Source organism: Candidatus Enterococcus myersii (genome assembly GCF_017316025.1).
Lineage (GTDB): Bacteria > Bacillota > Bacilli > Lactobacillales > Enterococcaceae > Enterococcus_C > Enterococcus_C montenegrensis.
In genome coordinates, this window is record NZ_JAFLVT010000008.1 from 1 (window position 1) to 21,127 (window position 21,127).

Here is a 21,127-nt window from a genome sequence, read left to right on the forward strand (position 1 = left end):
CTCCTCTTGGGCGCGTAGTCTTTTTATTTTTTATCGGGAAGTAGCTCAGCTTGGTAGAGCACTTGGTTTGGGACCAAGGGGTCGCAGGTTCGAATCCTGTCTTCCCGATTTTTTTATTTTAGGCTTTATTTCTAAATGAATTTAAGCTATAATGTTGTCAGACTTAATTTAATATTTATGCGCCCATAGCTCAACTGGATAGAGTGTTTGACTACGGATCAAAAGGTTAGGGGTTCGACTCCTCTTGGGCGCGTCTTAACGAAATCATATTAAGGATTTCGTTTTTTTGTATATCAAAATAGTTCTATCAAGGTCAAAATATTATTAGCTATGATAAAAAAATAATATGATTTTGTTTAAAAAATAGACAAGCTAGTAAATTATTTAGTGAATTGTAAGAAAAAATAGTATGTGATTAGCTCAAATTAATGTATGAATATTCATTGTGTTAGATTTTTTACTTTTGTGAAAGTTGCGGTAAAATAGAGAAGTAACTTTTATTTCCTATAAAAAAGTTACGAAGCAGTTCGTGTGTACGTGTTTTACTTTTTCTTCCGCTAATTCTTAAAGGAATGTTGTGATTCAGTCATGTTCCTTTAATTATCCAGCTAAGTTGGGTATAATTAAGGTCAGAATTAGTCAAGGGAGGGAAATCGCATTATGAGTCGTCACAACACTTCTGATTTAATTGAAGCTTATTTGAAAAAAATTTTGGAAGATAGCGAAATGATTGAAATCCGTCGCACCGAGATGGCTGATTTATTCAACTGTGTACCATCCCAAATTAATTATGTCATTAATACGCGTTTCACAATTCAACGGGGCTATGTTGTTGAAAGTAAGCGCGGTGGCGGTGGCTATATTAGAATTGAAAAAATCAAAATTTCTGACAATCATCGCTTTTTAGAGCAAGTAGATCAACTTTTTGTCGATACACTAGGTGAAAAAGATGCTTTAGCCATTATTCAAAAGCTATACGAAGAAGATATTTTAACCAAAACAGAAGGTAATTTAATTTTAGCGGCTTTGGCTAAAAGTACGCTGGGACGTTTTAAAAATGAAAATGAAATTCGAGCTGGCATGTTACATGCAGTGCTAGAGCGATTAAGTTATGAGGATAGGAAGTGAGTCAGATGGATGAATTATTTACAGAAAAAGCCAAGGCGGTCTTGACGATTGCTCAAGAAGAAGCAAAAACTTTCAAACATCAGTCAGTCGGTTCAGAACATCTACTGTTGGCTTTGATTATTGAACAAGATGGTATTGCTGGAAAAGTTTTACGGGAAATGAGCGTTACTGAAACAGATGTTAGAGAAGAAATTGAGCATTTAACTGGCTATGGCACGATGAAATCTTATCCGGCTGGAGTTTACTTACCGTATTCACCACGAGCAAAACAAATTTTTGCCTATGCAGGTGACGAAGCAAAACGCTTAGGCGCTCCGAATATTGGTACAGAGCACTTACTACTGGGACTTTTACGCGATGATGAAATTCTTGCTTCTCGCATCATGGTCAACCTTGGTTTGAGCTTAGCTAGAATGCGCCAACTTTTGAAAAAGAAAATGGGCGTAAGTGAAAGCAAGGCACCCAATAACGGGTTAGGAGGACGCCGCAGACAAGCGCCTCAGGGTACAAAAGGCATGCAGCAAGGTACGCCGACGCTAGACGGCTTAGCTCGGGATTTAACGAAGCTTGCCAGAGAAAACCGCCTCGATCCCGTGGTAGGCCGCAGTAAAGAAGTAAAACGTCTGATTCAAATCCTCTCGCGCAGAACGAAAAATAATCCTGTTTTAGTGGGTGAACCTGGTGTTGGTAAAACAGCTATTGCAGAAGGTTTAGCGCAACAGATTGTACGGGGCGAAGTTCCGGAAGATATGCAGCAAAAACGTTTGATGATGCTGGATATGGGTTCTCTTGTAGCGGGTACGAAATATCGTGGTGAATTTGAAGACCGGATGAAAAAAATCATTGATGAAATTTATCATGACGGGCAAATTATCTTATTCATCGACGAGCTGCATACTTTGATTGGTGCCGGCGGAGCTGAAGGGGCCATTGATGCTTCCAATATTTTGAAACCGGCTTTAGCTCGTGGCGAGTTACAAACAATTGGTGCCACCACGCTAGATGAATATCAAAAGTATATTGAAAAAGATTCTGCATTGGAACGTCGTTTTGCTCGTGTGCAAGTCGATGAGCCAACGCCAGAAGAGGCCGAAGAGATCTTAAGAGGCTTGCGTCCTCGTTACGAAGAACATCATGGTGTTGAAATCTCTGATGAAGCATTACATGCGGCTGTCCAGTTGTCTGTTCGCTATATCAATTCGCGGCAGTTACCAGATAAGGCAATTGATTTAATGGATGAGTCTTCAGCAAAAGTGCGTTTGGATAAAGCAGATGAACCTTCTGAAATTATCGGTTTGCAAGAAGACATTGCAAATCTGATGAGTGAAAAAGAAGAAGCAATTCAAAATCAAAACTTTGAAGCGGCAGCTCGTTTACGCCAAAAAGAGAAAAAGTTAAGTCAACGTTTGGCAGAATTAGCCTTTGCGGAAACAAAAGAAGCCTCTGGTTTTGCTGACCGTGTGACAGCAGAAGATGTCGCAACTGTCGTTTCTCAGTGGACAGGTGTACCGTTGCAACAAATGGAGAAAAAAGAAAGCGAACGCCTCCTAGATTTAGAAAAAATTCTCCATCAACGGGTAGTGGGCCAAGAAGAAGCAGTTAAAGCTGTCGCACGTTCGATTCGTCGTGCTAGAAGTGGCTTGAAAGATCCAAATCGTCCAATTGGTTCCTTCATGTTTTTAGGACCAACTGGTGTTGGGAAAACCGAATTGGCCAAAACGCTAGCAGAAGCGATGTTTGGCAGTGAAGATGCACTGATTCGCGTGGATATGTCAGAATTTATGGAAAAATACAGTACGAGCCGTCTGATTGGTTCTCCTCCAGGTTATGTCGGGTATGACGAAGGTGGACAATTAACAGAGAAGGTTCGTTCTAAACCATATTCTGTTATCTTGTTGGATGAAGTTGAAAAAGCGCATCCAGATGTCTTTAATATTTTGTTACAAGTATTAGACGATGGGCATTTGACCGACTCAAAAGGACGTAAAGTTGATTTTCGTAATACGATTTTGATTATGACCTCCAATATTGGAGCTACGCAAATTCGTGAAGAAAAAAATGTTGGTTTTAACGTAACGGATTTAACAAAAGATCATGGGGCTATGCAAAAACGTATTTTAGAAGAATTGAAAAAAGCTTTCCGCCCTGAATTTTTAAACCGAATTGATGAAACAGTTGTCTTCCGTTCATTAGGAGAAGCTGAAATTCAACAAATCGTGAAAATCATGAGTAAATCCATTATAAAACGCTTGGCCGAACAAGATATTCAATTGAAAATCACACCTGCTGCCAATGAAGTTATCGGTAAAGCTGGTTTTGATCCAGAATATGGCGCTCGTCCAATCAGAAGAGCACTGCAAAAAGAAGTGGAAGATCGTTTATCTGAAGCGTTATTATCTGGCCAAATTCATTTGGGGGATAATGTTACAATCGGTGCTAAAAAAGGGAAAATCACCTTAACAGTAAAAGAACCTACTGAAGGGAAAAAATTGCAAAACGTTTAAAAATGCAGCCTCCAAATGTTAGTAATTTTCTAACATTTGGGGGTTTTTGTGTTCAGTTCTCTTTTAACGATTTTTTAGTAAAGTTTTGTTTTATCCATTTTACTTTCAGGGGATAAATTACCAGACTTATTAGCGTTTTGTTGTATTTTTAAAATCCAATCAGGGAATCTTCTAAAAATAGTAGGATTTTTGATTGCTACTTCTAAAATTCCACACCCTGTGATAAGATAATTGAGTTATCAAAGGGGGAAGAAGATGATTGAATTAATCACAACGGTAGCCTCTGTTGACCAAGCCAAAAAATTACTAGCAGCTGGTGTGGACACCATCTACTTTGGGGAAGAAACGTTTGGTTTGCGGTTACCTTATTCATTTTCACGCAAAGAACAAAGGCAATTAGTAAATTTAGCCCATGCTGCCGGGAAAAAAGCAGCAATTGCCGTCAATGGCATTATGCATCCGGAAAAAATGAAGTTAGTACCGGAGTATTTAGCTTTTGTAAAAGAAAGTGGTGCCAATCAAATTGTGGTGGGAGATCCTGGTGTCGTCTATGTGATGACGCAAAATGAAAACTTGGCGACGCCTTTTATATATGATGGGGAAACCTTAGTGACCAGTGCGCGTCAAATTAATTTTTGGAGTAAAAAAGGTGCTGTTGGGGCTGTTTTAGCCAGAGAAGTACCTTTTGCGGAAATGGTAGAAATGGCGCCACAATTAGCGGTACCGGCGGAAGTTTTAGTTTACGGTGCAACCTGTATCCATCAATCAAAACGGCCACTTTTACAAAATTATTATAATTATACGCAGCAAGATGAGCGTACAAGTCGTGAACGCGATTTGTTCTTATCGGAACCAAAAAAACCTGAAACCCATTACTCAATCTTTGAAGATAGTCATGGGACGCATATTTTTGCTGATAATGATTTGGATTTGATGAAAGAAGTAGGACAGTTGGCCCAAACTGGTTTTACAACGTGGAAACTGGATGGATTGTTTACCGATGAAGCCAATTTTGTTGCCATTGCCGAATTATTTGTGGCCGCTAAGGCAGCCATCTTAGCTGGGACGTGGGACGAAGCACAAGCTGCAGCATTAGATGAAAAACTGCAGACCTTGCATCCTGAAAAGCGCGGATTAGACACTGGTTTTTATTATTTAGATCCAAAAGCGATTCGCTAAAAAGCAAGCGAAACTATTTACGATAAATGAAGTAAAAAAGGCCAGAAAGTTCAACAATAAGTAAAACTAGTGATAAGCAAAATGCGTTTACACTATTTTTGCCTAATTGCTCACTTTCTAAGCGAACCTTTTTCACATCTAAAGAAATCGAGTTGTCAAAAGTCCTGCCAACTGGGTATTAAGCCACCCAACGTGCATGCCAAAAGGCGGCATACAATTGGTTTTACTTAATACCAGTTGGCAATTCGGATGTTGACAACATCTAAAGCAGGAGTGACAAAAAGACATGACAAAGAGAGTCTTGAAGCGGCCGGAGGTTTTGGCTCCGGCGGGAACTTTGGAAAAATTGAAAACGGCGATTCATTATGGCGCCGATGCTGTTTATATTGGCGGGAACGCGTATGGTTTGCGAAGCCGCGCGGGGAATTTTAGTTATGAAGAAATGGCAGAAGGTGTAGCTTTTGCTAAAGAACACAATGCCAAAGTATACGTAGCGGCCAATATGGTTACCCATGAAGGGAATCAAGAAGGTGCGGGAGAATTTTTCCGCGAGTTGCGGGATGTCGGAATTAGTGCGGTGATTGTATCTGATCCGGCATTGATTGAAATTTGTGCAACAGAAGCGCCGGGTCTTCCGATTCACCTTTCAACGCAAGCCTCTGCCACAAATTTTGAGACATTGGAATTTTGGAAAAATGAAGGCTTAGAGCGGGTCGTTTTAGCACGGGAAGTTTCAATGGCAGAAGTTGCTGAAATTCGCAAAAATACTGAAATTGAGATTGAAGCCTTTATTCACGGGGCAATGTGTATTTCATATTCAGGCCGGTGTACATTATCGAACCATATGTCCATGCGGGATGCCAATCGCGGCGGCTGTTCACAATCTTGTCGCTGGAAATATGAATTATACGATATGCCCTTTGGTACAGAGCAACACCGCAGTTTAACGGATAAAGGAAATGTAAATGAAGAATTTTCCATGAGTGCTGTCGATATGACGATGATTGAGCACATTCCAGATTTAATTGAAAACGGCGTGGATAGTTTAAAAATTGAAGGGCGCATGAAATCTATTCACTATGTTTCCACCGTTTCAAACGTGTACAAAGCGGCGGTGGACAGCTATATTGCAGATCCAGAAAATTATGTTTGCAAACAAGAGTGGATCGACGAACTATGGAAAGTGGCACAACGAGAGCTTGCAACGGGTTTTTATTACCATACACCAACGGAAAATGAACAGCTCTTTGGCCCAAGACGTAAAATTCCGCAATATCAGTTTGTCGGCGAAGTCATGGCCTATGATCCTACAACAAAAATTGCTACGATTCGCCAACGAAATCACTTTTCTGTCGGAGATGAAATTGAATTTTATTCACCAGGCTTTAAACATTTTGAACAATCAGTGGCTTGTATGAAAAATGATGAAGGGGAAATGATCGACCGGGCCCCAAATCCGATGATGATTTTAACGATGCCTGTTGCCCAAGCTGTTGCGGTGGGGGATATGATTCGTAAGAAGAAGGATTAGGAAATAGGATAAAAGACAAGGCAGGTTATTTTGCTTGGCGGGAAAAATATCAGAAGCTTGACTTTGGTGTATTTTCCGCAAAGCAAAATTTCAGCTTATTGTGAATAAAACTAGTTCAACAATAGAAAAACTCCAGTCTAAATGGATGACTGTCACTAAGGTAGCTTTGATTGCTAACCTAAATGAGATAGCCGACCATGAATTAGACAGGAGTTTTTTTGTTCAATAGATTGGGTGCAGGTTAATTTGTTGCGACTTTATTTATTCATGCAATTCCAGCGGCAAGCCGTCAGGATCAAAGAAGAAAGTCATTTTTTCGTTTGTGAACGTGTCCCGCCGAATTTCTTCACATCTTACCCCCTGTTCTTTTAAGTAGGCGACTTCGGCTTCAATATTGGTAGTTTTGAAGGCTAAGTGGCGTAGTCCACAAGCCTCAGGAAAACTTGGTCGTTTGGGCGGATGAGTTGGGGCAAAGATTTCCAGTTGGCAATTATCTAATTGCAAATCGAGTTTCGTATCATTTTTTTCGGGCCGATAATGTTCTCTAATGATCGGTAGTCCCAGAATGTCCACATAAAAGTGTTTGGCGCTAGCGAGGTTGGAAACGATAATGGCAACATGATGAATTTGGGTAAATTTTAGCGGCATGATTTTGCTCCTTTATACGAAAATAACTATTACGCAAAAATTACTGGTTATATCCACGTAATCTTTAAGTAAGTTTAGCCTATAAACAGCCTACTAGCTTATCATTTTTCTTTCAAGTACAATACAGGTATTGGAAAAATTATGGGAATCCTAGTGTGTCTGAAAATGTAGTAGGCTTCAGATTTTAGCAAATTTTTTGAATGAAGACTAAAGGGTGACTGATAGGACAAAGGTCAAATTATCTGTCGTTGAAATTTTCAGACATATTCTAAAAGGATAAAGGGGAGAATTACGTGAAAAGTTATGATTACATTGTCATCGGTGGCGGTAGCGGCGGGATTGCATCGGCAAATAGAGCGGGGCTGCACGGACAAAAAGTTTTGCTAATTGAAGGCAAAGCTTTAGGCGGAACGTGTGTAAATGTTGGTTGTGTACCGAAAAAAGTAATGTGGCAGGCTAGTGAAATGCTGGAAATGATTCGTCGCGATGCACCAAGTTACGGTATTACAGCAGATATCAAAGCGTTTGATTTTACAGAATTGGTGACGCGCCGAGAAAAATATATTTCCTTTTTACACGGGGCTTACCAAAGAGGTTTAGACAGTAATAAAGTTGATGTAGTAACGGGCTATGGAAAATTTGTCGACTCCCAGACGGTAGTGGTTGGCGATGAAAAATTTACAGCCCCTCATATTTTGATTGCGACTGGGGGAAGACCGAGCCATATGAATATCCCCGGGGGAGAATATGCAATGGATTCAGACGACTTTTTTGCCATGACGAAAAAGCCGGAGAGTATGCTGGTCTTGGGAGCAGGCTACATTGCAGCAGAGCTTTCTGGTATGGCACAACAAATGGGCATTAAAACCATGTGGGCTTATCGGCAAGGGCGTCCGTTACGAACTTTTGATCCGATGTTAAGTGATAATTTAGTGGAAATGTACCAAGAAGCAGGCTTGTCTTTGTATCCTGAGTACGTTGCAACTGAAATTATTAAAAATGATGACGATACTTTTACAGTGACGTTTGAAAACGGGGCAAAGTTACAGGCTGAAAAAGTTCTCTTTGCCGGTGGACGTTTACCAAATACGCAAAATCTTGATTTAGAAAAAATCGGGGTGAAATTAGACCAGCGTGGGTTTATTGCGGTGGATGAATTCCAAAATACTTCGGTGCCGGGTGTTTATGCGGTAGGCGATATTATCGGGAAAGTTGATTTAACCCCAGTTGCAATTGCTGCCGGACGGCGTTTATCTGAGCGCTTATTTAATGGCAAAAAAGATCTGCATTTGGATTATGATCTGATTCCAACGGTGATTTTCACCCATCCGCCGATTGCGACAATCGGGTTAACAGAAGAACAGACTTATGAAAAATATCAAGCTGAAAAAGTAAAAGTTTACCGTTCCCGCTTTACCCCGATGTATTTTGCCTTAAATGATTATCGGCAAAAATGCGAAATGAAATTGATTTGTGTGGGAGAAGAAGAACGAATCGTGGGCTTACACGCGATTGGTATCGGCGTGGATGAAATGTTACAAGGTTTTGCGGTTGCCATCAAAATGGGGGCCACAAAAGCAGATTTCGACAATACGGTTGCGATTCACCCAACCGGTGCCGAGGAATTTGTCACAATGCGTTAAAATAAAGTACGACCTTTTAAGCAAACTTAAAAGGTCGTACTTTTTTTAGTGCTGATCATAAATTTTTTGAAAAATTTGAGGGTGAAAAAGAGAATTGTCCTCTCGTTTTAAAAAGAAATTCGCTTGGAGAACAAAGCGAAATTTTGGAAGCACCAAGTAATAACACGCAACATCAAGGCTATAAGCGTTGTGTTTTCTAGTCATTCCCTAAGTTTCCCCCTTAATGCTAGAGGTCTAAACAAGTTCGCAAAGTTTTTTTTAATTTAGCTTTTCGCACTAGTCCTCTGCGACATTAAGGCAAAATCTGGCGAAATTTGAAGAGCAATTTAGCCAGTTTCCGCCTTAATGCTAGAGGTCTAAACAAGTTCGTAAAGCTTTTTTTAATCTAGCTTTTCGCACTAGCCCTCTGCGACATTAAGGTAAAATCTGGCGAAATTTGAAGAGCAATTTAGCCAGTTTCCCCCTTAATGCTAGAGGGCTAAACAAGTTCGCAAAGCTTTTTTTAATAGCGGAACTTTTCTTCTAGTAGGTCCAATAAAAGGAATAATATGCCGCCTAATAATGCGATACAAAAAATGCCGGCAAACATTTCGGAGTAGGCCATTTTGGTCCATGCGCTTAAAATCAAATAGCCTAGGCCGTATTCTGTGGCGTAATTTTCGGCAAAGAATAAGGACGCTAAGGCAATGCCGATACTGACCCGTAAGCTGGTTAAGAGGCTTGGGATTAAGGCGGGCAAAATCAAATAATAAATCCGCTGTAAAAAATTTGCATGAAAGTTCGTCATCGTCTTTTGGAAGTTGGCTGGAATTTGGTGAACGCCATCGCGAATGGAGACGATTACCTGCAGTAAAATAATCGCAAAGAGCAAGAGTACCTTCGAAAAATTCCCCAAGCCCCAAAACAGCATAAAAATCGGCAAGAAAGCAACTTTTGGTAGCGGGTATAAAAAATAGATGAAAGGAGCTAAGATGCGATTGGCTCCTTTAGATAAGCCCAATACAATCCCCATGGGAACACCGACTAAAAGGGCCAACGCTAAAGCAGTCAACACCCGTAAAAAACTCGCACCACTGTGAAGCAGCAGTATTTTTTTCAAGGCCCAAAAAGTCGGCCAAGTAGCAAGGGGCGTTGGAATGGCGTGATTTTTCGTAATTAGGGATAATAGTTGCCACAACAAAAGATACATAATTCCACCCAGCAGCAGTTGACTTACGTGTTGTCGTAATGTTTTCATTGCCGCACCTCTGCTCTTAAAGCAATGCAAAATTCATAAAAGGCCAAACTTTCCCGTCGATTTTTAGTGGTAGCGGCAAATGTTGGGTTATCTATGACGATGAGTTGGGCATCTTTGACAATTAAAATAGTTTCACCCAAAAAGGCAGCTTCTTCAATATCGTGGGTTACGACTAAAAGACTGTTTTGGCGTCTTTGTTGTTGGGCGATGAGTAAATCTTGAATTTTTTCTTTACTTTGGGAGTCCAAAGAAGAAGTGGGTTCATCCAGTAATAAAAATTGCGGGTTAAGGGCCAAGCCTTGTGCAATGGCAACTCGTTGTAGTTGTCCGCCGCTTAAAGCTTTCGGCCGTTTATCTTTTAAGTCGGTAAGTTGCAACTCTCTTAAAAGCTGTGTTACTTGTTGGTTGCGTTTGTCCTTCTTTTTGTGGGCTAATTTTAAGGGCAGGTTTACGGCAGCGGCAACAGTTAACCAAGGAAAAATTTGATTATTTTGAAAGACGGTCATAATCGTGTCTTCATCTTTTGTAAGGGTGCCGTCAGTTGGGGCTAAAAAACCTTGCAACAGCTGCAATAAAGTAGTTTTGCCGCTGCCAGAAGGGCCAATGACTGCATAGCGGTGATAATTTTTAAAACGATAATTTAGGTTTGTGAAAATAGTTTGTTTTCCATAATGGAAGGAAACATTGTTTAAGGTAATAGGCATGTTATAGGTATCCTTTTCTAAGTAGTTTGTGCAGCTTTTTTCAAACCTTGTGTTATACTAATGGAGGTTTTCAATGAAAGACAGCTTTTAAGGAGAGAAAAAAATGTTTACAACTTTAGTGTTTCACGAAATCCGGCCACTTGCTGAGATAAAAGCAGGGATGCGCCCGATTCAAGTAGCAGATGGCTACGCCGATTCACTGCCGTTGCCTTTATACAATGATTTAGACAGTTTTACAGCCCAAATCGATTACTTAATCGCACAGCAGTATCATTTTTTAACATTGGCAGAAGTGGCAGCCTTTTATGCCGGAAAGTTTAGTCTGCCCAAAAAAAGTATCTTGTTAACTTTTGATGATTGTTACCAATCGCAACTGCGCTATGCTTATCCTATTTTACAACAACGCAAACTGACGGCGGTCTCATTTGTGCCAACTGGTTGGATCTTTGCAACGCCTAGTTTATATGCGCCGGAAGTTTCTCGTCCGGTGAGTTTCCCAGAACTATTGGGCATGGCAGATGTTTTTACTTATGCCAATCATACCCATCATTTTCACCAACGTAAAGGGACAACAGCTTCTAGAGCGATGTGGGAAAGTGAAACTGATTTTATTTTAGATTTAAAAAAGTGTAATCAATTTGTACCGGTGAAGGATGTTTTTGCTTATCCATTTGGGCTCTACGATGAAAAAAACGTAGCAACTCTGGCCAAGGAGGGCTTTAAACTAGCCTTTACCACCATTAAAGGCAGAAATGAAAAAGAGACAAATCCGTTGGAATTGCGCCGCAATGTGGTGCCGGCACAATTACCTTTAGCAGCATTTAAAGAAATCGTGGGGGAAAAATAATGAAAAAAATAGCGGCGAGTTTATTGGTTGTACTCAGTGTTTTAAGTTTAGCGGCTTGTGGTCAAAACAATACCCAAACAACGCCAACAACAACGACGAAGACAGCTGAAAAAGTAACTGGAAAAACAATTAATATGGGGATTTTACCAGCAGAATCGGCTATCCCGATTATTTTGGCGCAAGAAAAAGGCTTCTTCAAAGAAGCTGGCACCGATGTCGCAATTAAATCCTTTGCTTCACCAAACGATCGCAATGTTGCCGTTCAATCCAAACAGCTAGACGGCACAATTAGTGATGTTATGACCGAAGCAACCTTTAAGAAAAACGGAATCGATATGAAAATTACTTCCGGTATTTTGGAAGATTTTAAAGTGTTGGCTTCCCCTCAATCCAAAATTACGGAGATGAAGGGCTTAGCGGGGAAAAAAGTCACTTTAGTTCCTAATTTTATTTTGGAATATATTATGGACGACTTTGCCAAAAAAGACGGCTTTACTTATGAAGTTGTCAATATTCCCTCATTTTCTGCCCGCTCAGAGGCGTTATTAAATGGCCAAGTGGACGGTGCGGTTTATACTGAGCCCCAAGCCAGCATGTTGGCTAAACAAGGCGCAAAAATTTTAGGTAGTTCTAAAGAGGCGAAAATTAACGGCGGTACGTTGCAATTTACCGATGCCATTTTAAAAGAACGTCCCCAAGACATTACTGCTTTTTATCAAGGTTATAATCAAGCTATCGATTATATGAATCAACACAAAGCCAGTGAATATGCGGATATTTTAACCAAATATCAATTCCCAGAAGCTATGAGTACGTATTTGGATAAGCAGCAAAAAGATTATCCTCATGCGCAAAAAGTACCTAAAGATCAATTTGATGCCATTATCAAATGGGCCAAAGATAAAAAGCAAATTGATGAAAATTATAGTTATACTGCATTAACAGACTTTAATCATTTAACAAAATAGTCGCTGAAAATTGCTATTTTGTAGCAATTGATTAAAAAGTCTCCAAAATTTCTTCTCAGAAAAGAAATTTTGGGGCTTTTTTTTCTTGCCTATTATACAGTTGTACTATATAGTTTAACTATACAGTTTGACTATATAAAAACAGGGAGCACTTTTATGAAAACAGATCAATTACCACTAACGGAAACGATTTTTTATCTGCTGCTGGTATTTTCCGAACCGACTTATGGTTATTTGGCGATTAAAAAAATTGAAGAATTAAGTATGGGCAACGTCCGGATTGCAGCAGGTACGATGTATGGCGCGATCGAAAATTTGTTGAAGGCCGAGATGATTATCCAAGTATCGCCAATACAAGAGCGCAGAAAGATTTACCACATCACAGAATATGGGCGCAATATTTTGACAGATGAAGTGAATCGGATGAGGCACTGTACACAGCTTTTTGAAGAAATGGGGGAAAAATAATGAATCGCACAATTACAAAATTCCGGCTATTTTTTTCGCTAGAAAAAGAAGAAGTCTGGCTTAACCGCAAGTTAGCACAAGGGTTTCAGCTATTTGACATCACCGGCAGCGGGATTTTTTATCACTTTAAAAAAGTCAAGGATACCGACAAAGTAATTCAATTTGATTATCGTAAGTTTACAAGCAAAGAGGACTTTACCGATTATCTGCAATTTATGACCGATGCTGGCTGGGAGCATATTTATGGTCGTTACGACAGTGGTACCCAGTATTTTATCAGTGATCGCAGCCAAAATTTGCAATTGTTTTCAGATATTTCCTCTCTGATTGAACGGGAAAAACGAATTCGCAAGGGTGTCTTTGGCTCTTTGTCTTTTCTAGTCCCAATTTATGTGGCGCTATTTATGAGTAGCACTGACCTTTCTGTGTTGTGGCACCCACAAAAAGAATTTCTAACACCAGGTCTCTGGCAGAAAACGGGTAGTGAGTTTTGGCGCGCTTTTTTCTTTGAATTACCTTTTGCTTTGATGCGAATTTTGAATCATTTGGTAGTGCCGATTATTTTCTTGTTCATTCTTGCGGTCTTCCTTAATTCTTATTGGCGCATGCAGCGGTATAAGAAATTGGTGTATTAGTGAAACATTACAGGTCCAAAAAAACGACGTTAAAGTTCAAGGACGGTCTCTTTTCATTAGAGATAGTCCTTGAATTTTTAGCGTCGTTTTTTGTTTGAAATTGCCGTCTAATTGTTCCGTTCCAATATCGTCTGAGTTAAACGTAAAAGTGTCTCTTTGGTGTTTAAGTCATTTTCGGGCAACTTGTGAATCCCTTTTAGCGCTTTATCGGTGTAATCTTTTGCGTAGGCTTTTGCTTTTGCTACGCCGCCATATTCATGGACATATTGATAAAGCTGTTCAACTTCTGTATCGGTAATTTCAGCTTTTTTTTCTAAAAGCGGTAGTAATTTTTGTGGTGCTTTTTGTAAGGCCAATAATAAAGGAAGGGAGTATACGCCTTGGCGCACGTCTTCTAGGACCGGTTTTCCGATCTCGGTGGCATTTTTAGAATAATCTAAGATGTCATCGATGATTTGAAAAGCCATGCCGATATTTTGACCGATATCACCACATTGTTTGGCAAAACGCTCCCCAGTGCCACTTTCTAAAGCCCCAACAAAACAACTTAGGGAAAATAGTTCAGCCGTTTTTCCAGAAATATTTTCCAAATATTCGGCAATGGATACATCGGTCGCATAACGGGTGTCCATTTGTCCGAGTTCTCCGTTTAAGATTTTTTCCATACTACGGGAGTTGATTTGCAAGCTGCGCATGGAACCGGCGTAGTCGGCCATTAGTTTAAAACAGCAGACAAAGAGAAAATCACCAGCATAAACAGCCACAGCATTGCCAAATTCAGAGCGGATAGTTTGAAGTCCGCGGCGCAAATCAGCTTCATCGACAATGTCATCGTGGACTAACGTTGCTGTGTGCAACATTTCAATTGAAGCAGCCAAAGAGACAGCTTTCTTGCGGTCTTGTTCGGGCCCAAATTGTGAAAAAAGTAATTGATAAGCAGGGCGCAATAGCTTGCCGCCAGAGTGAATCATGCTTAAAATTGCTGTTGCAACAGGTTTGTTTTTTAACTTGATAGAATCTTCCATCAGCGTCAAAGTTTGACGCAATTCAGGTTGTAAGACAGGATAGTCCTGCCACAGTGGATGTAACTTCATAAAATTCTCCTTTAGGTTTTAAAAGGTGCAGAGGGTTCTTTTCCCTTTTATTTCCAACAATTGACACAAAAGATCAGCGTATTAGCGCCAACTTTGTTTTGTTTGATGTTCATAGGCAATTTGGAATTTTTGCAATGTTTGCACCCGCTGCAATAAAAAGTTTGCAGCAATACCAATGGCAATTCCAGATAAGATACCAAAAAACGAAAGAATCGGCAGGTACAACATGACCGTCCAAGATTGGGCAATAAAAGAAGCTGTTAAAAGCTGCCCAACATTGTGCATGAAGCCGCCGGCGGCACTAATGCCGATGATGCTGATGCGTTTTGGTCCCAAAATGCGTAAGCAGGCCATCGCAAAATAGCTTAGCATAGCACCGCTCATACTATAAAGAAAAGTTGAAAGTGTGCCCCCTAATAAAGTAGTTAAAATTAGGCGCATCCAAACTAGAGTAAAGCTGTCTTTTTTTGGCATGGTGAAAAGAGAAATAATGGTAATTAAATTTGCTAAGCCCAGTTTGGCACCAGGGGCAAAGGCAAAGGGGTAGGGAATCATATTTTCAATTAAGCCAATGACTACACCTTGTGCAACCAAAAGCGCAATATAAATCATTTTTTGTGTACGACTCATTTTTTGGGACGTCTAATTAATAAATTAAATCGTCGCCGTCACCTCCTGAATTTTGGCCTTGTACCTCAATGACCAGTTTATGAGGCAAACAGACAATCGTCTCGCCATTTTTTTTGGCCCAGCCCCGCCGCACACAGACCTGATCGCCGCAATTTGCTTCTTTGATACGGATTTTGTCGTCTTTTACCTCGATTAAATTATAATCTCCATCAGGATCTTCGTAACGATACGTCTCAATTTGTCCCTTAAAAAGTTTAAAGGTCTTGATCTCTTTGCCGTCAACCCGCAAAACCGCTACTTTGGTCGTAACAGGAGCATCTGTTTGCTGCAAGCCAAAAATAAGGGTCGGGATAAAAGAAGCAATAATCAAAATAATAACGATGATAAAATCCCAGGGTTTTAATTTACTGGCTTTAATAAATTCTTTTAGTTTCAAAAAGGTCACCTTTCTAAGTCTTAAAGGGTTACAAACGTGTGCTAAAAAACATTTGAATACAAAGTTAGTGTAATTTTTGCGAAAGCGTGAAAGGTCACTTTCCGCTTTTCTTTTGTCCTTTATTTTACCATAGGAACTTGGTTGGTAACTAAGAAAAGACCCAGACAAAAACTGCCCGGGTCTTTTTTACATGCCTAACAGCAAGTTTATTTTTGATTGTAAAGAGATTTCGGCTTGCCGTACCACCAGCCGCCTAGTTTTTTCTGAATCCATGGGATTACCCAACGGTCTAAACCGACTGCGCGACCAGAGCCGTTCATTAAGGCAAAGGCAACCGGGATGAACCAGATGTTAACCCAGTAGAACATACCAGACATACAGAACATGGCAACTAAGATGATTGTTGTACCACTCATTAACCAAGTGAACAAACCAGCCATTAAACAAAGTGCAATTCCGATTTCAACGAAGACCATCATTTTTTGGAAGAACATCGCAACGTCCATATTTGGCATCATCACTTTCATGATGCTGCTGAACCAGTCAGGTGCTTTGTCTAAAACAGCCATTGGTTGTTCGCCGTAACCGTAGCTTAAGCCAAAGTGGGCTGCATGTGCCGCAGCTTCTGCACCACCAGATGAAGCTGCATTTGTTGCTGCATCGGCTGCACCAGAAGAAACAGTTGCAGAAGCACCACCGACAGCGTCGGCTACGCTTGAAGCAGTCGTTGCCGCGGTAGCCGAAGCACCAGAAGCAGCGTCAGCGCCAGAAGATGCGGTTGTCGCAGCTTCTTTAGCATATTCCCAAGTCCAAGGGAAGACAGAGTTACCTGTAAACCAAGAACCTTCACCAAACCAAGTAGATGGTTTTAATACTTCGCCGTTTCCGACGATTTTTTTGAAGGCTTCAATAAACCAAACTAAACCGTAGAAAACGCGTAATGGGACACTCCACAAAACATTGCCGTAACGAGAAGAATGACCTCGTGTTACGTTGCGGTCGTCTTTGATGTGGAAGAATTCGTGCATCATGTATTGGAACATATAATAGCCAGAACGAATATCAAAGAAGTATTTCAAGTTGACGATGTGTTTCATAATGATTGCTAAGAAACCACTTAAATGGATTTTGCCGAATAATTCCGCAACGCCCCATTTCGCACCAACAGAAACCATGAATCCTTGATAGTTACTCTTGAATTTGTGTTTTTGACCGTCACCTTTAATAGCAGATACTACGTTTGCTGCCGCACAGTGACCGGTTTGTTCAGCCGCTTGTACGATTTGCGGTGTTGGTGTATTTGGTTGTTCTTCATAGTAAACCAAATCCCCAATAATATAGATGTTTTTATCTTCGTAGCCTTTTGCTTCCATATATTCATTGGCAACTAAACGGTTACCACGAGCTGCTTCTAAACCAAAGTCAGCTGCGTCAGAGGTTGCTTTAACACCGGCTGTCCAAATTAAAGTGTGAGTTGGAATAGTAGAGCCGTCTTTTAATTTAATATGATCTGCGTCAACTTCAACGATTGGTGCATTTAAAACAAGTTCAACATTTTTCTTTTCCAAGTAACGAACAGCTTTGTTGGCATCGTTACGATTTAACATATTTAAAATTGTTGGCATTGCTTCAACAACTTTTAATGTAAATTCGCTTTTATCTAATTTGTAGTCTTCAGCTAAGCGGTCTTTCCAGTCCACTAATTCACCGATCATTTCAATTCCGGTAAAACCAGAACCACAGACAACAAATGTCAACATTGCTTTACGTTTTGTAGCATCAGGTTCAATTGCTGCTTTGGCAACGGTGTGTTCAATGTGTTCGCGAATGCGGACAGAATCTTCAAAAGACCACAGTGTGAAGCCGTGTTCTTTGACACCAGGGGTACCAAAATCATTTGGTTCGCCACCCATACCAATTACTAAGTGATCAAATGGATAGCTGCCAGCTTGTGTTTTGACAACTTTTTGATCTTTGTCGATACCAACTACAGTATCTGTTACTAATTTGACGTTCTTCTTACGGGCAAACAAGCGTTGTAAGTCATATTGAATAGCAGTTGGTTCCACGCGGCCGCCGGCAACTTCGTGTAGTTCTGTCATCATGGTGTGATAAGAATGACGATCGATTAATGTGATTTCCACATCATCTTTCTTCAATTTCTTGGCCATGAATTTAGTAGCGGCTACACCTGCGTAACCCGCACCCACAACGACAATGTTTTTCTTTGTCATTGAAAATTGCTCCTTAAAATATAAAAATAGTATGATAATTATTACACAATCCACACCATTATACAGACTTGTTCGCCATTTGTCTATTCTAAAAACTTCATTAGAATGAGGTTTTTCGCTGAAAATGAGCTTGTGAACATAGACCATTATTGTGAATTTTTCTCAAAGCTGTAAACGGTTGACTTTTACGTCGCTTTAATTACAATGTAATGTGCATCACATGCTTGTCACGTGAGAAGAATATGAAAAGGGGAAATACCATGTTAAACAAAAAATTAGTAGCAGGGTTTACAGTCTTGACGTTTTCTGCCTTAGTATTAGGCGCTTGCAGTCCAGACAAAAAAGATGATAGCGCGGCTAGTTCATCTGCTAAAACAGAACAAACAACAGCTTCATCCAGCAAAGCGGCAAATGCTGACGTTAAAATTGCCGATGGTAAAACAGAAAATGCAGAAGTTCCTGGAGCAGGTACAATTGTGATGCGTCAATTATACACAGCCCCTCACGGAGACAAATCATTTGCAGTTGTCAATGTAACATTAGATGGCGACAAAATTCTTTCTGCCCGGATGGATGAATTCCAATACGTTGAAAAAGGTGACGACTGGACTGGCGTGCCAAATTCAGACGGCAAATTGGGAGAAAACTTCCCGAAAGGTAATATTTTAGTTGCAAAAGAAGAAAACAGCAAAGCATACTCTGCTATGATGAAAGATCATGGTGGCGCAACGCAAACTTGGGATGCTAGCATGACAGCAATCACAAACTTTGTTAAAGGTAAAACAGTTGCAGAAGTAGAAAAAGCTGTTAAAGATTTAGAAGCACAAGGCAAAGATGCAAAAGTTGCCGATGTTGTTTCTGGGGCAACGTTTGCTGATACTAAAGGTTACTTGCAATCAATCGTAGATGCTGCTAAATCAGGTATGGTTTCGGTTGGCGAAAAAACAAGCAACACTGATTTGAAAGAAGCGATGATTTTAGCTGCTCCTCATGGCGATCAATCATTTGCTACTGTAACAGTTGCTTTAGACGGTGACAAAGTAGCTGCAACCTTCGTTGATGAATTCCAATATGTTGACCCAGCAGACTTCGGTGGCGTGCCAAACTCAAATGCTGCATTTGGCGAAGGCATTAAAGACAACTTGGTTTTAGGTTCTAAATATGCTAACAATGAAGCATACTCTGCTATGATGAAAGACCATGCAAAAGCTACACAAACATGGGAAGAAAATATTCACGCCGTTGATGCCTTTGCAAAAGGTAAAACAGTGGCAGAATTAGAAAAAGCTGTTAGCGACTTGAAAGGTCAAGGCGAAGACGGTAAAGTTTCTGACGTTGTTTCCGGTGCGACATTTGCTGATACAGCGGGTTACTTACAAGGAATTATCGACGCTGCTAAAAAAGCTGCAGAATAATTTTTATTAAAAAAAATTTTTGAACTTCCAGTCTTTTACGACTGGAAGTTTTTTTGTGAAAAAAAGGCGGGGCAATGCTTTTTCAAATAAAAACACAAAAAGAACAATAGTTGTCAGGACACAGCTTTGCCAGTTTTTAGAAAAAGAAAAAAATGACAGCTTTTCATGTGAAATTTTTTTCAAAATGAAATGAAATTAAGAAAAATGGCGAATCCAAGATACAATAACAGGCTTTGTGAATCGTTAACAATCATGGAAACGTTTGACTTTTATGTAAGATTAATTACAATGTAATATGTATCACATGCTTAGTATGTGACAAGAATAAGTGAAATGAAGAGGGGAAATACAAAATGAAATCAAAAAAATTAGTAGCGGGTTTTACAGTCTTGGCGTTTTCTGCTTTAGTATTAGGCGCATGTAGTGCAGACAAAAAAGATGACAGCGCAGCAAGCTCATCTGCTAAAACAGAACAAACAACAGCTTCATCTTCAGCAGCAAAAGAAGAAGCAGCTAAAGTTATCGCTGGCGGCGAAATGAAAGACGGTACTTACAAGTTAGAAGAAAAGAACTATTCAAACGGCTACCGTGCAACTTTTGAAATTACTGTAAAAGACGGTAAAATTACTGAATCTAAATACGATAACATCAATGAAGCTGGCAAATCAAAAACTGAAGATGCTGACTACAACAAACAAATGAAAGACAAAGCTGGTATCTCACCAGAAGAATTTATTCCTAAATTCAACGAAGAATTAGTTGCAGCACAAGATCCATCAAGCATGGACGTTGTTACAGGTGCGACACATTCATTTGAATCTTTCCAAAACTATGCACAACAATTAATCCAAGCTGCTCAAGCTGGTAAAACTGATACAATTGAAATTGACAATGGTGCAGAACTTAAAGACGGCACATATGCATTGAAAGAAAAAAATGACAAAAACGGCTACCACGTTGACTTTTCAATCGTAGTTAAAGACGGTAAAATTACTGAATCTAAATACGATAACTTAAACGCAGACGGCAAATCTAAAAAAGATGACGCTGACTACGAAAAGAATATGAAAGACAAATCTGGCGTTGGTCCTAAAGAATATATCGAAGACTTAAACAAAAACTTCTTAGCTGCAATGGGCAAAGAAGACGGTTCACCTGCTGATATGGACGTTGTAACTGGTGCAACACACAGCTCACATACATTCATTATCTACACTGAACAATTAATCAATGCCGCTGAAAAAGGCGACACAACTCCAATCGAAGTTGACAACATTGTAACTGAATAATCTATCACCTGATGAAATCCCGGCTGCTTTTTTTAGCAGTCGGGATTTTTGCGACTTCAACTAGGCGCTCTCTGCCGTAGTTGAATCGTAAGCGTGACGAGGAAAAATTTTTCAAACTTTGAAAAAAATACCGAAGATGCGAGCCGGTAGCGACTTCAACTAGGCGTTTTTCTGCCGTAGAAAAATCCTAAGGGAAAGTAAAGTGGTCACTGGTCAAGTTTAACTATATTTCTACTTTTTTTTGATTATAAAATAATGAAAGCTGTTAGAAATGCCACTTTGGTTAAAAGAAAGTGATAGTTTTCATTTTTTGCTAATGTAACGAAAACCATTGTGAAAAAAATGGATAAAATAGTTATTAACTTTGACGGATCACAGCTTTTTCCAACGGTTTAATTTGCACAAAGGAATTTTTATTTTATTTTGTTATTTCATTTTCTTAAAAAAATGAAATATTCCGCTTTTTTTATAAGCTTGTGACTTTGCAAACAAGTTAAAAACCGCTATGATGTAAACGTTGATTTTAAGGAGGAAGGA

Annotated in this window: 18 protein-coding genes and 2 tRNA genes; 13 read left to right on the forward strand and 7 right to left on the reverse strand. The window is 39.8% G+C overall.

Annotated elements, in window-relative coordinates:
- Nucleotides 1–34 precede the first annotated feature (34 nt).
- From JZO76_RS05415 to JZO76_RS05440, 6 genes are all read left to right on the forward strand, one after another.
- Nucleotides 35–108, forward strand: a tRNA-Pro gene (locus JZO76_RS05415).
- A gap of 71 nt (nucleotides 109–179) precedes the next feature.
- Nucleotides 180–253 (forward strand) — tRNA-Arg (locus JZO76_RS05420).
- A 407-nt stretch (nucleotides 254–660) separates the two neighbouring features.
- The gene (locus JZO76_RS05425) at nucleotides 661–1,128 is read left to right on the forward strand and encodes a CtsR family transcriptional regulator (RefSeq protein ID WP_206903170.1); all 468 of its coding nucleotides are present in this window, start codon (nucleotides 661–663) and stop codon (nucleotides 1,126–1,128) included.
- 5 nt (nucleotides 1,129–1,133) lie between these two features.
- The gene (locus JZO76_RS05430; RefSeq protein ID WP_206903171.1) at nucleotides 1,134–3,632 is read left to right on the forward strand and encodes an ATP-dependent Clp protease ATP-binding subunit; all 2,499 of its coding nucleotides are present in this window, start codon (nucleotides 1,134–1,136) and stop codon (nucleotides 3,630–3,632) included.
- A gap of 255 nt (nucleotides 3,633–3,887) precedes the next feature.
- Entirely contained in the window at nucleotides 3,888–4,811 is a 924-nt protein-coding gene (locus JZO76_RS05435; protein ID WP_206903172.1) for a peptidase U32 family protein, read from the forward strand.
- Between the two features lie 286 nt (nucleotides 4,812–5,097).
- Entirely contained in the window at nucleotides 5,098–6,342 is a 1,245-nt protein-coding gene (locus tag JZO76_RS05440) for a peptidase U32 family protein (RefSeq protein ID WP_206903173.1), read from the forward strand.
- Nucleotides 6,343–6,603: 261 nt separating this feature from the next.
- Here the strand turns inward: JZO76_RS05440 and gloA2 are convergent, their stop codons facing one another.
- Nucleotides 6,604–6,990, reverse strand: coding sequence for an SMU1112c/YaeR family gloxylase I-like metalloprotein (gloA2, locus tag JZO76_RS05445; protein WP_206903174.1), 387 nt, complete (start codon nucleotides 6,988–6,990; stop codon nucleotides 6,604–6,606).
- A 293-nt stretch (nucleotides 6,991–7,283) separates the two neighbouring features.
- Here gloA2 and gor point away from each other — a divergent pair, with 293 nt between their 5' ends.
- A complete protein-coding gene (gene gor, locus JZO76_RS05450; RefSeq protein WP_206903175.1) occupies nucleotides 7,284–8,633 on the forward strand; it encodes a glutathione-disulfide reductase in 1,350 nt (449 codons plus the stop codon).
- 502 nt (nucleotides 8,634–9,135) lie between these two features.
- Here the strand turns inward: gor and JZO76_RS05455 are convergent.
- Together JZO76_RS05455 and JZO76_RS05460 are read right to left on the reverse strand one after the other, a co-directional pair.
- The gene (locus JZO76_RS05455) at nucleotides 9,136–9,870 is read right to left on the reverse strand and encodes an ABC transporter permease (protein WP_206903176.1); all 735 of its coding nucleotides are present in this window, start codon (nucleotides 9,868–9,870) and stop codon (nucleotides 9,136–9,138) included.
- Nucleotides 9,867–10,574: an ABC transporter ATP-binding protein gene (locus JZO76_RS05460; protein WP_206903177.1), complete on the reverse strand. Its 708-nt coding sequence runs from the start codon at nucleotides 10,572–10,574 to the stop codon at nucleotides 9,867–9,869. The genes JZO76_RS05455 and JZO76_RS05460 overlap by 4 nt, the downstream gene beginning before the upstream one ends.
- A 103-nt stretch (nucleotides 10,575–10,677) precedes the next feature.
- Here JZO76_RS05460 and JZO76_RS05465 point away from each other — a divergent pair, with 103 nt between their 5' ends.
- The 4 genes from JZO76_RS05465 to JZO76_RS05480 all read left to right on the forward strand — a co-directional run bounded on the left by JZO76_RS05465 (nucleotide 10,678) and on the right by JZO76_RS05480 (nucleotide 13,492).
- Nucleotides 10,678–11,421 carry a polysaccharide deacetylase family protein gene (locus JZO76_RS05465; protein ID WP_206903178.1) on the forward strand — a complete coding sequence of 248 codons (744 nt, stop codon included), beginning with the start codon at nucleotides 10,678–10,680 and terminating at the stop codon, nucleotides 11,419–11,421.
- A complete protein-coding gene (locus JZO76_RS05470; protein WP_206903179.1) occupies nucleotides 11,421–12,389 on the forward strand; it encodes an ABC transporter substrate-binding protein in 969 nt (322 codons plus the stop codon). The genes JZO76_RS05465 and JZO76_RS05470 overlap by 1 nt, the downstream gene beginning before the upstream one ends.
- A gap of 156 nt (nucleotides 12,390–12,545) precedes the next feature.
- Nucleotides 12,546–12,857, forward strand: a complete 312-nt coding sequence (locus JZO76_RS05475) for a PadR family transcriptional regulator (RefSeq protein WP_206903180.1) — start codon at nucleotides 12,546–12,548, stop codon at nucleotides 12,855–12,857.
- Complete coding sequence (locus JZO76_RS05480) at nucleotides 12,857–13,492, forward strand: DUF2812 domain-containing protein (RefSeq protein WP_206903181.1); 636 nt, start codon at nucleotides 12,857–12,859, stop codon at nucleotides 13,490–13,492. The genes JZO76_RS05475 and JZO76_RS05480 overlap by 1 nt, the downstream gene beginning before the upstream one ends.
- Nucleotides 13,493–13,599: 107 nt before the next feature.
- Here the strand turns inward: JZO76_RS05480 and JZO76_RS05485 are convergent, their stop codons facing one another.
- From JZO76_RS05485 to JZO76_RS05500, 4 genes are all read right to left on the reverse strand, one after another.
- Nucleotides 13,600–14,586 (reverse strand): polyprenyl synthetase family protein, encoded by a 987-nt coding sequence (locus tag JZO76_RS05485; protein WP_206903182.1) that lies wholly within the window; start codon nucleotides 14,584–14,586, stop codon nucleotides 13,600–13,602.
- Between the two features lie 81 nt (nucleotides 14,587–14,667).
- Nucleotides 14,668–15,216 (reverse strand): Gx transporter family protein, encoded by a 549-nt coding sequence (locus tag JZO76_RS05490; RefSeq protein WP_206903183.1) that lies wholly within the window; start codon nucleotides 15,214–15,216, stop codon nucleotides 14,668–14,670.
- Nucleotides 15,217–15,232: 16 nt separating this feature from the next.
- The gene (locus JZO76_RS05495; protein WP_206903184.1) at nucleotides 15,233–15,652 is read right to left on the reverse strand and encodes a NusG domain II-containing protein; all 420 of its coding nucleotides are present in this window, start codon (nucleotides 15,650–15,652) and stop codon (nucleotides 15,233–15,235) included.
- 206 nt (nucleotides 15,653–15,858) lie between these two features.
- Nucleotides 15,859–17,886 (reverse strand): NAD(P)/FAD-dependent oxidoreductase, encoded by a 2,028-nt coding sequence (locus tag JZO76_RS05500; RefSeq protein WP_206903185.1) that lies wholly within the window; start codon nucleotides 17,884–17,886, stop codon nucleotides 15,859–15,861.
- Nucleotides 17,887–18,146: 260 nt separating this feature from the next.
- Between JZO76_RS05500 and JZO76_RS05505 the strand changes: the two genes are divergently transcribed.
- On the forward strand, nucleotides 18,147–19,301 hold the full coding sequence (locus tag JZO76_RS05505; RefSeq protein WP_206903186.1) for a peptidoglycan-binding protein: 1,155 nt from the start codon (nucleotides 18,147–18,149) through the stop codon (nucleotides 19,299–19,301).
- 353 nt (nucleotides 19,302–19,654) lie between these two features.
- Nucleotides 19,655–20,590 (forward strand): extracellular electron transfer flavoprotein PplA, encoded by a 936-nt coding sequence (gene pplA, locus JZO76_RS05510; RefSeq protein WP_206903187.1) that lies wholly within the window; start codon nucleotides 19,655–19,657, stop codon nucleotides 20,588–20,590.
- The last annotated feature ends 537 nt before the right edge of the window (nucleotides 20,591–21,127 follow it).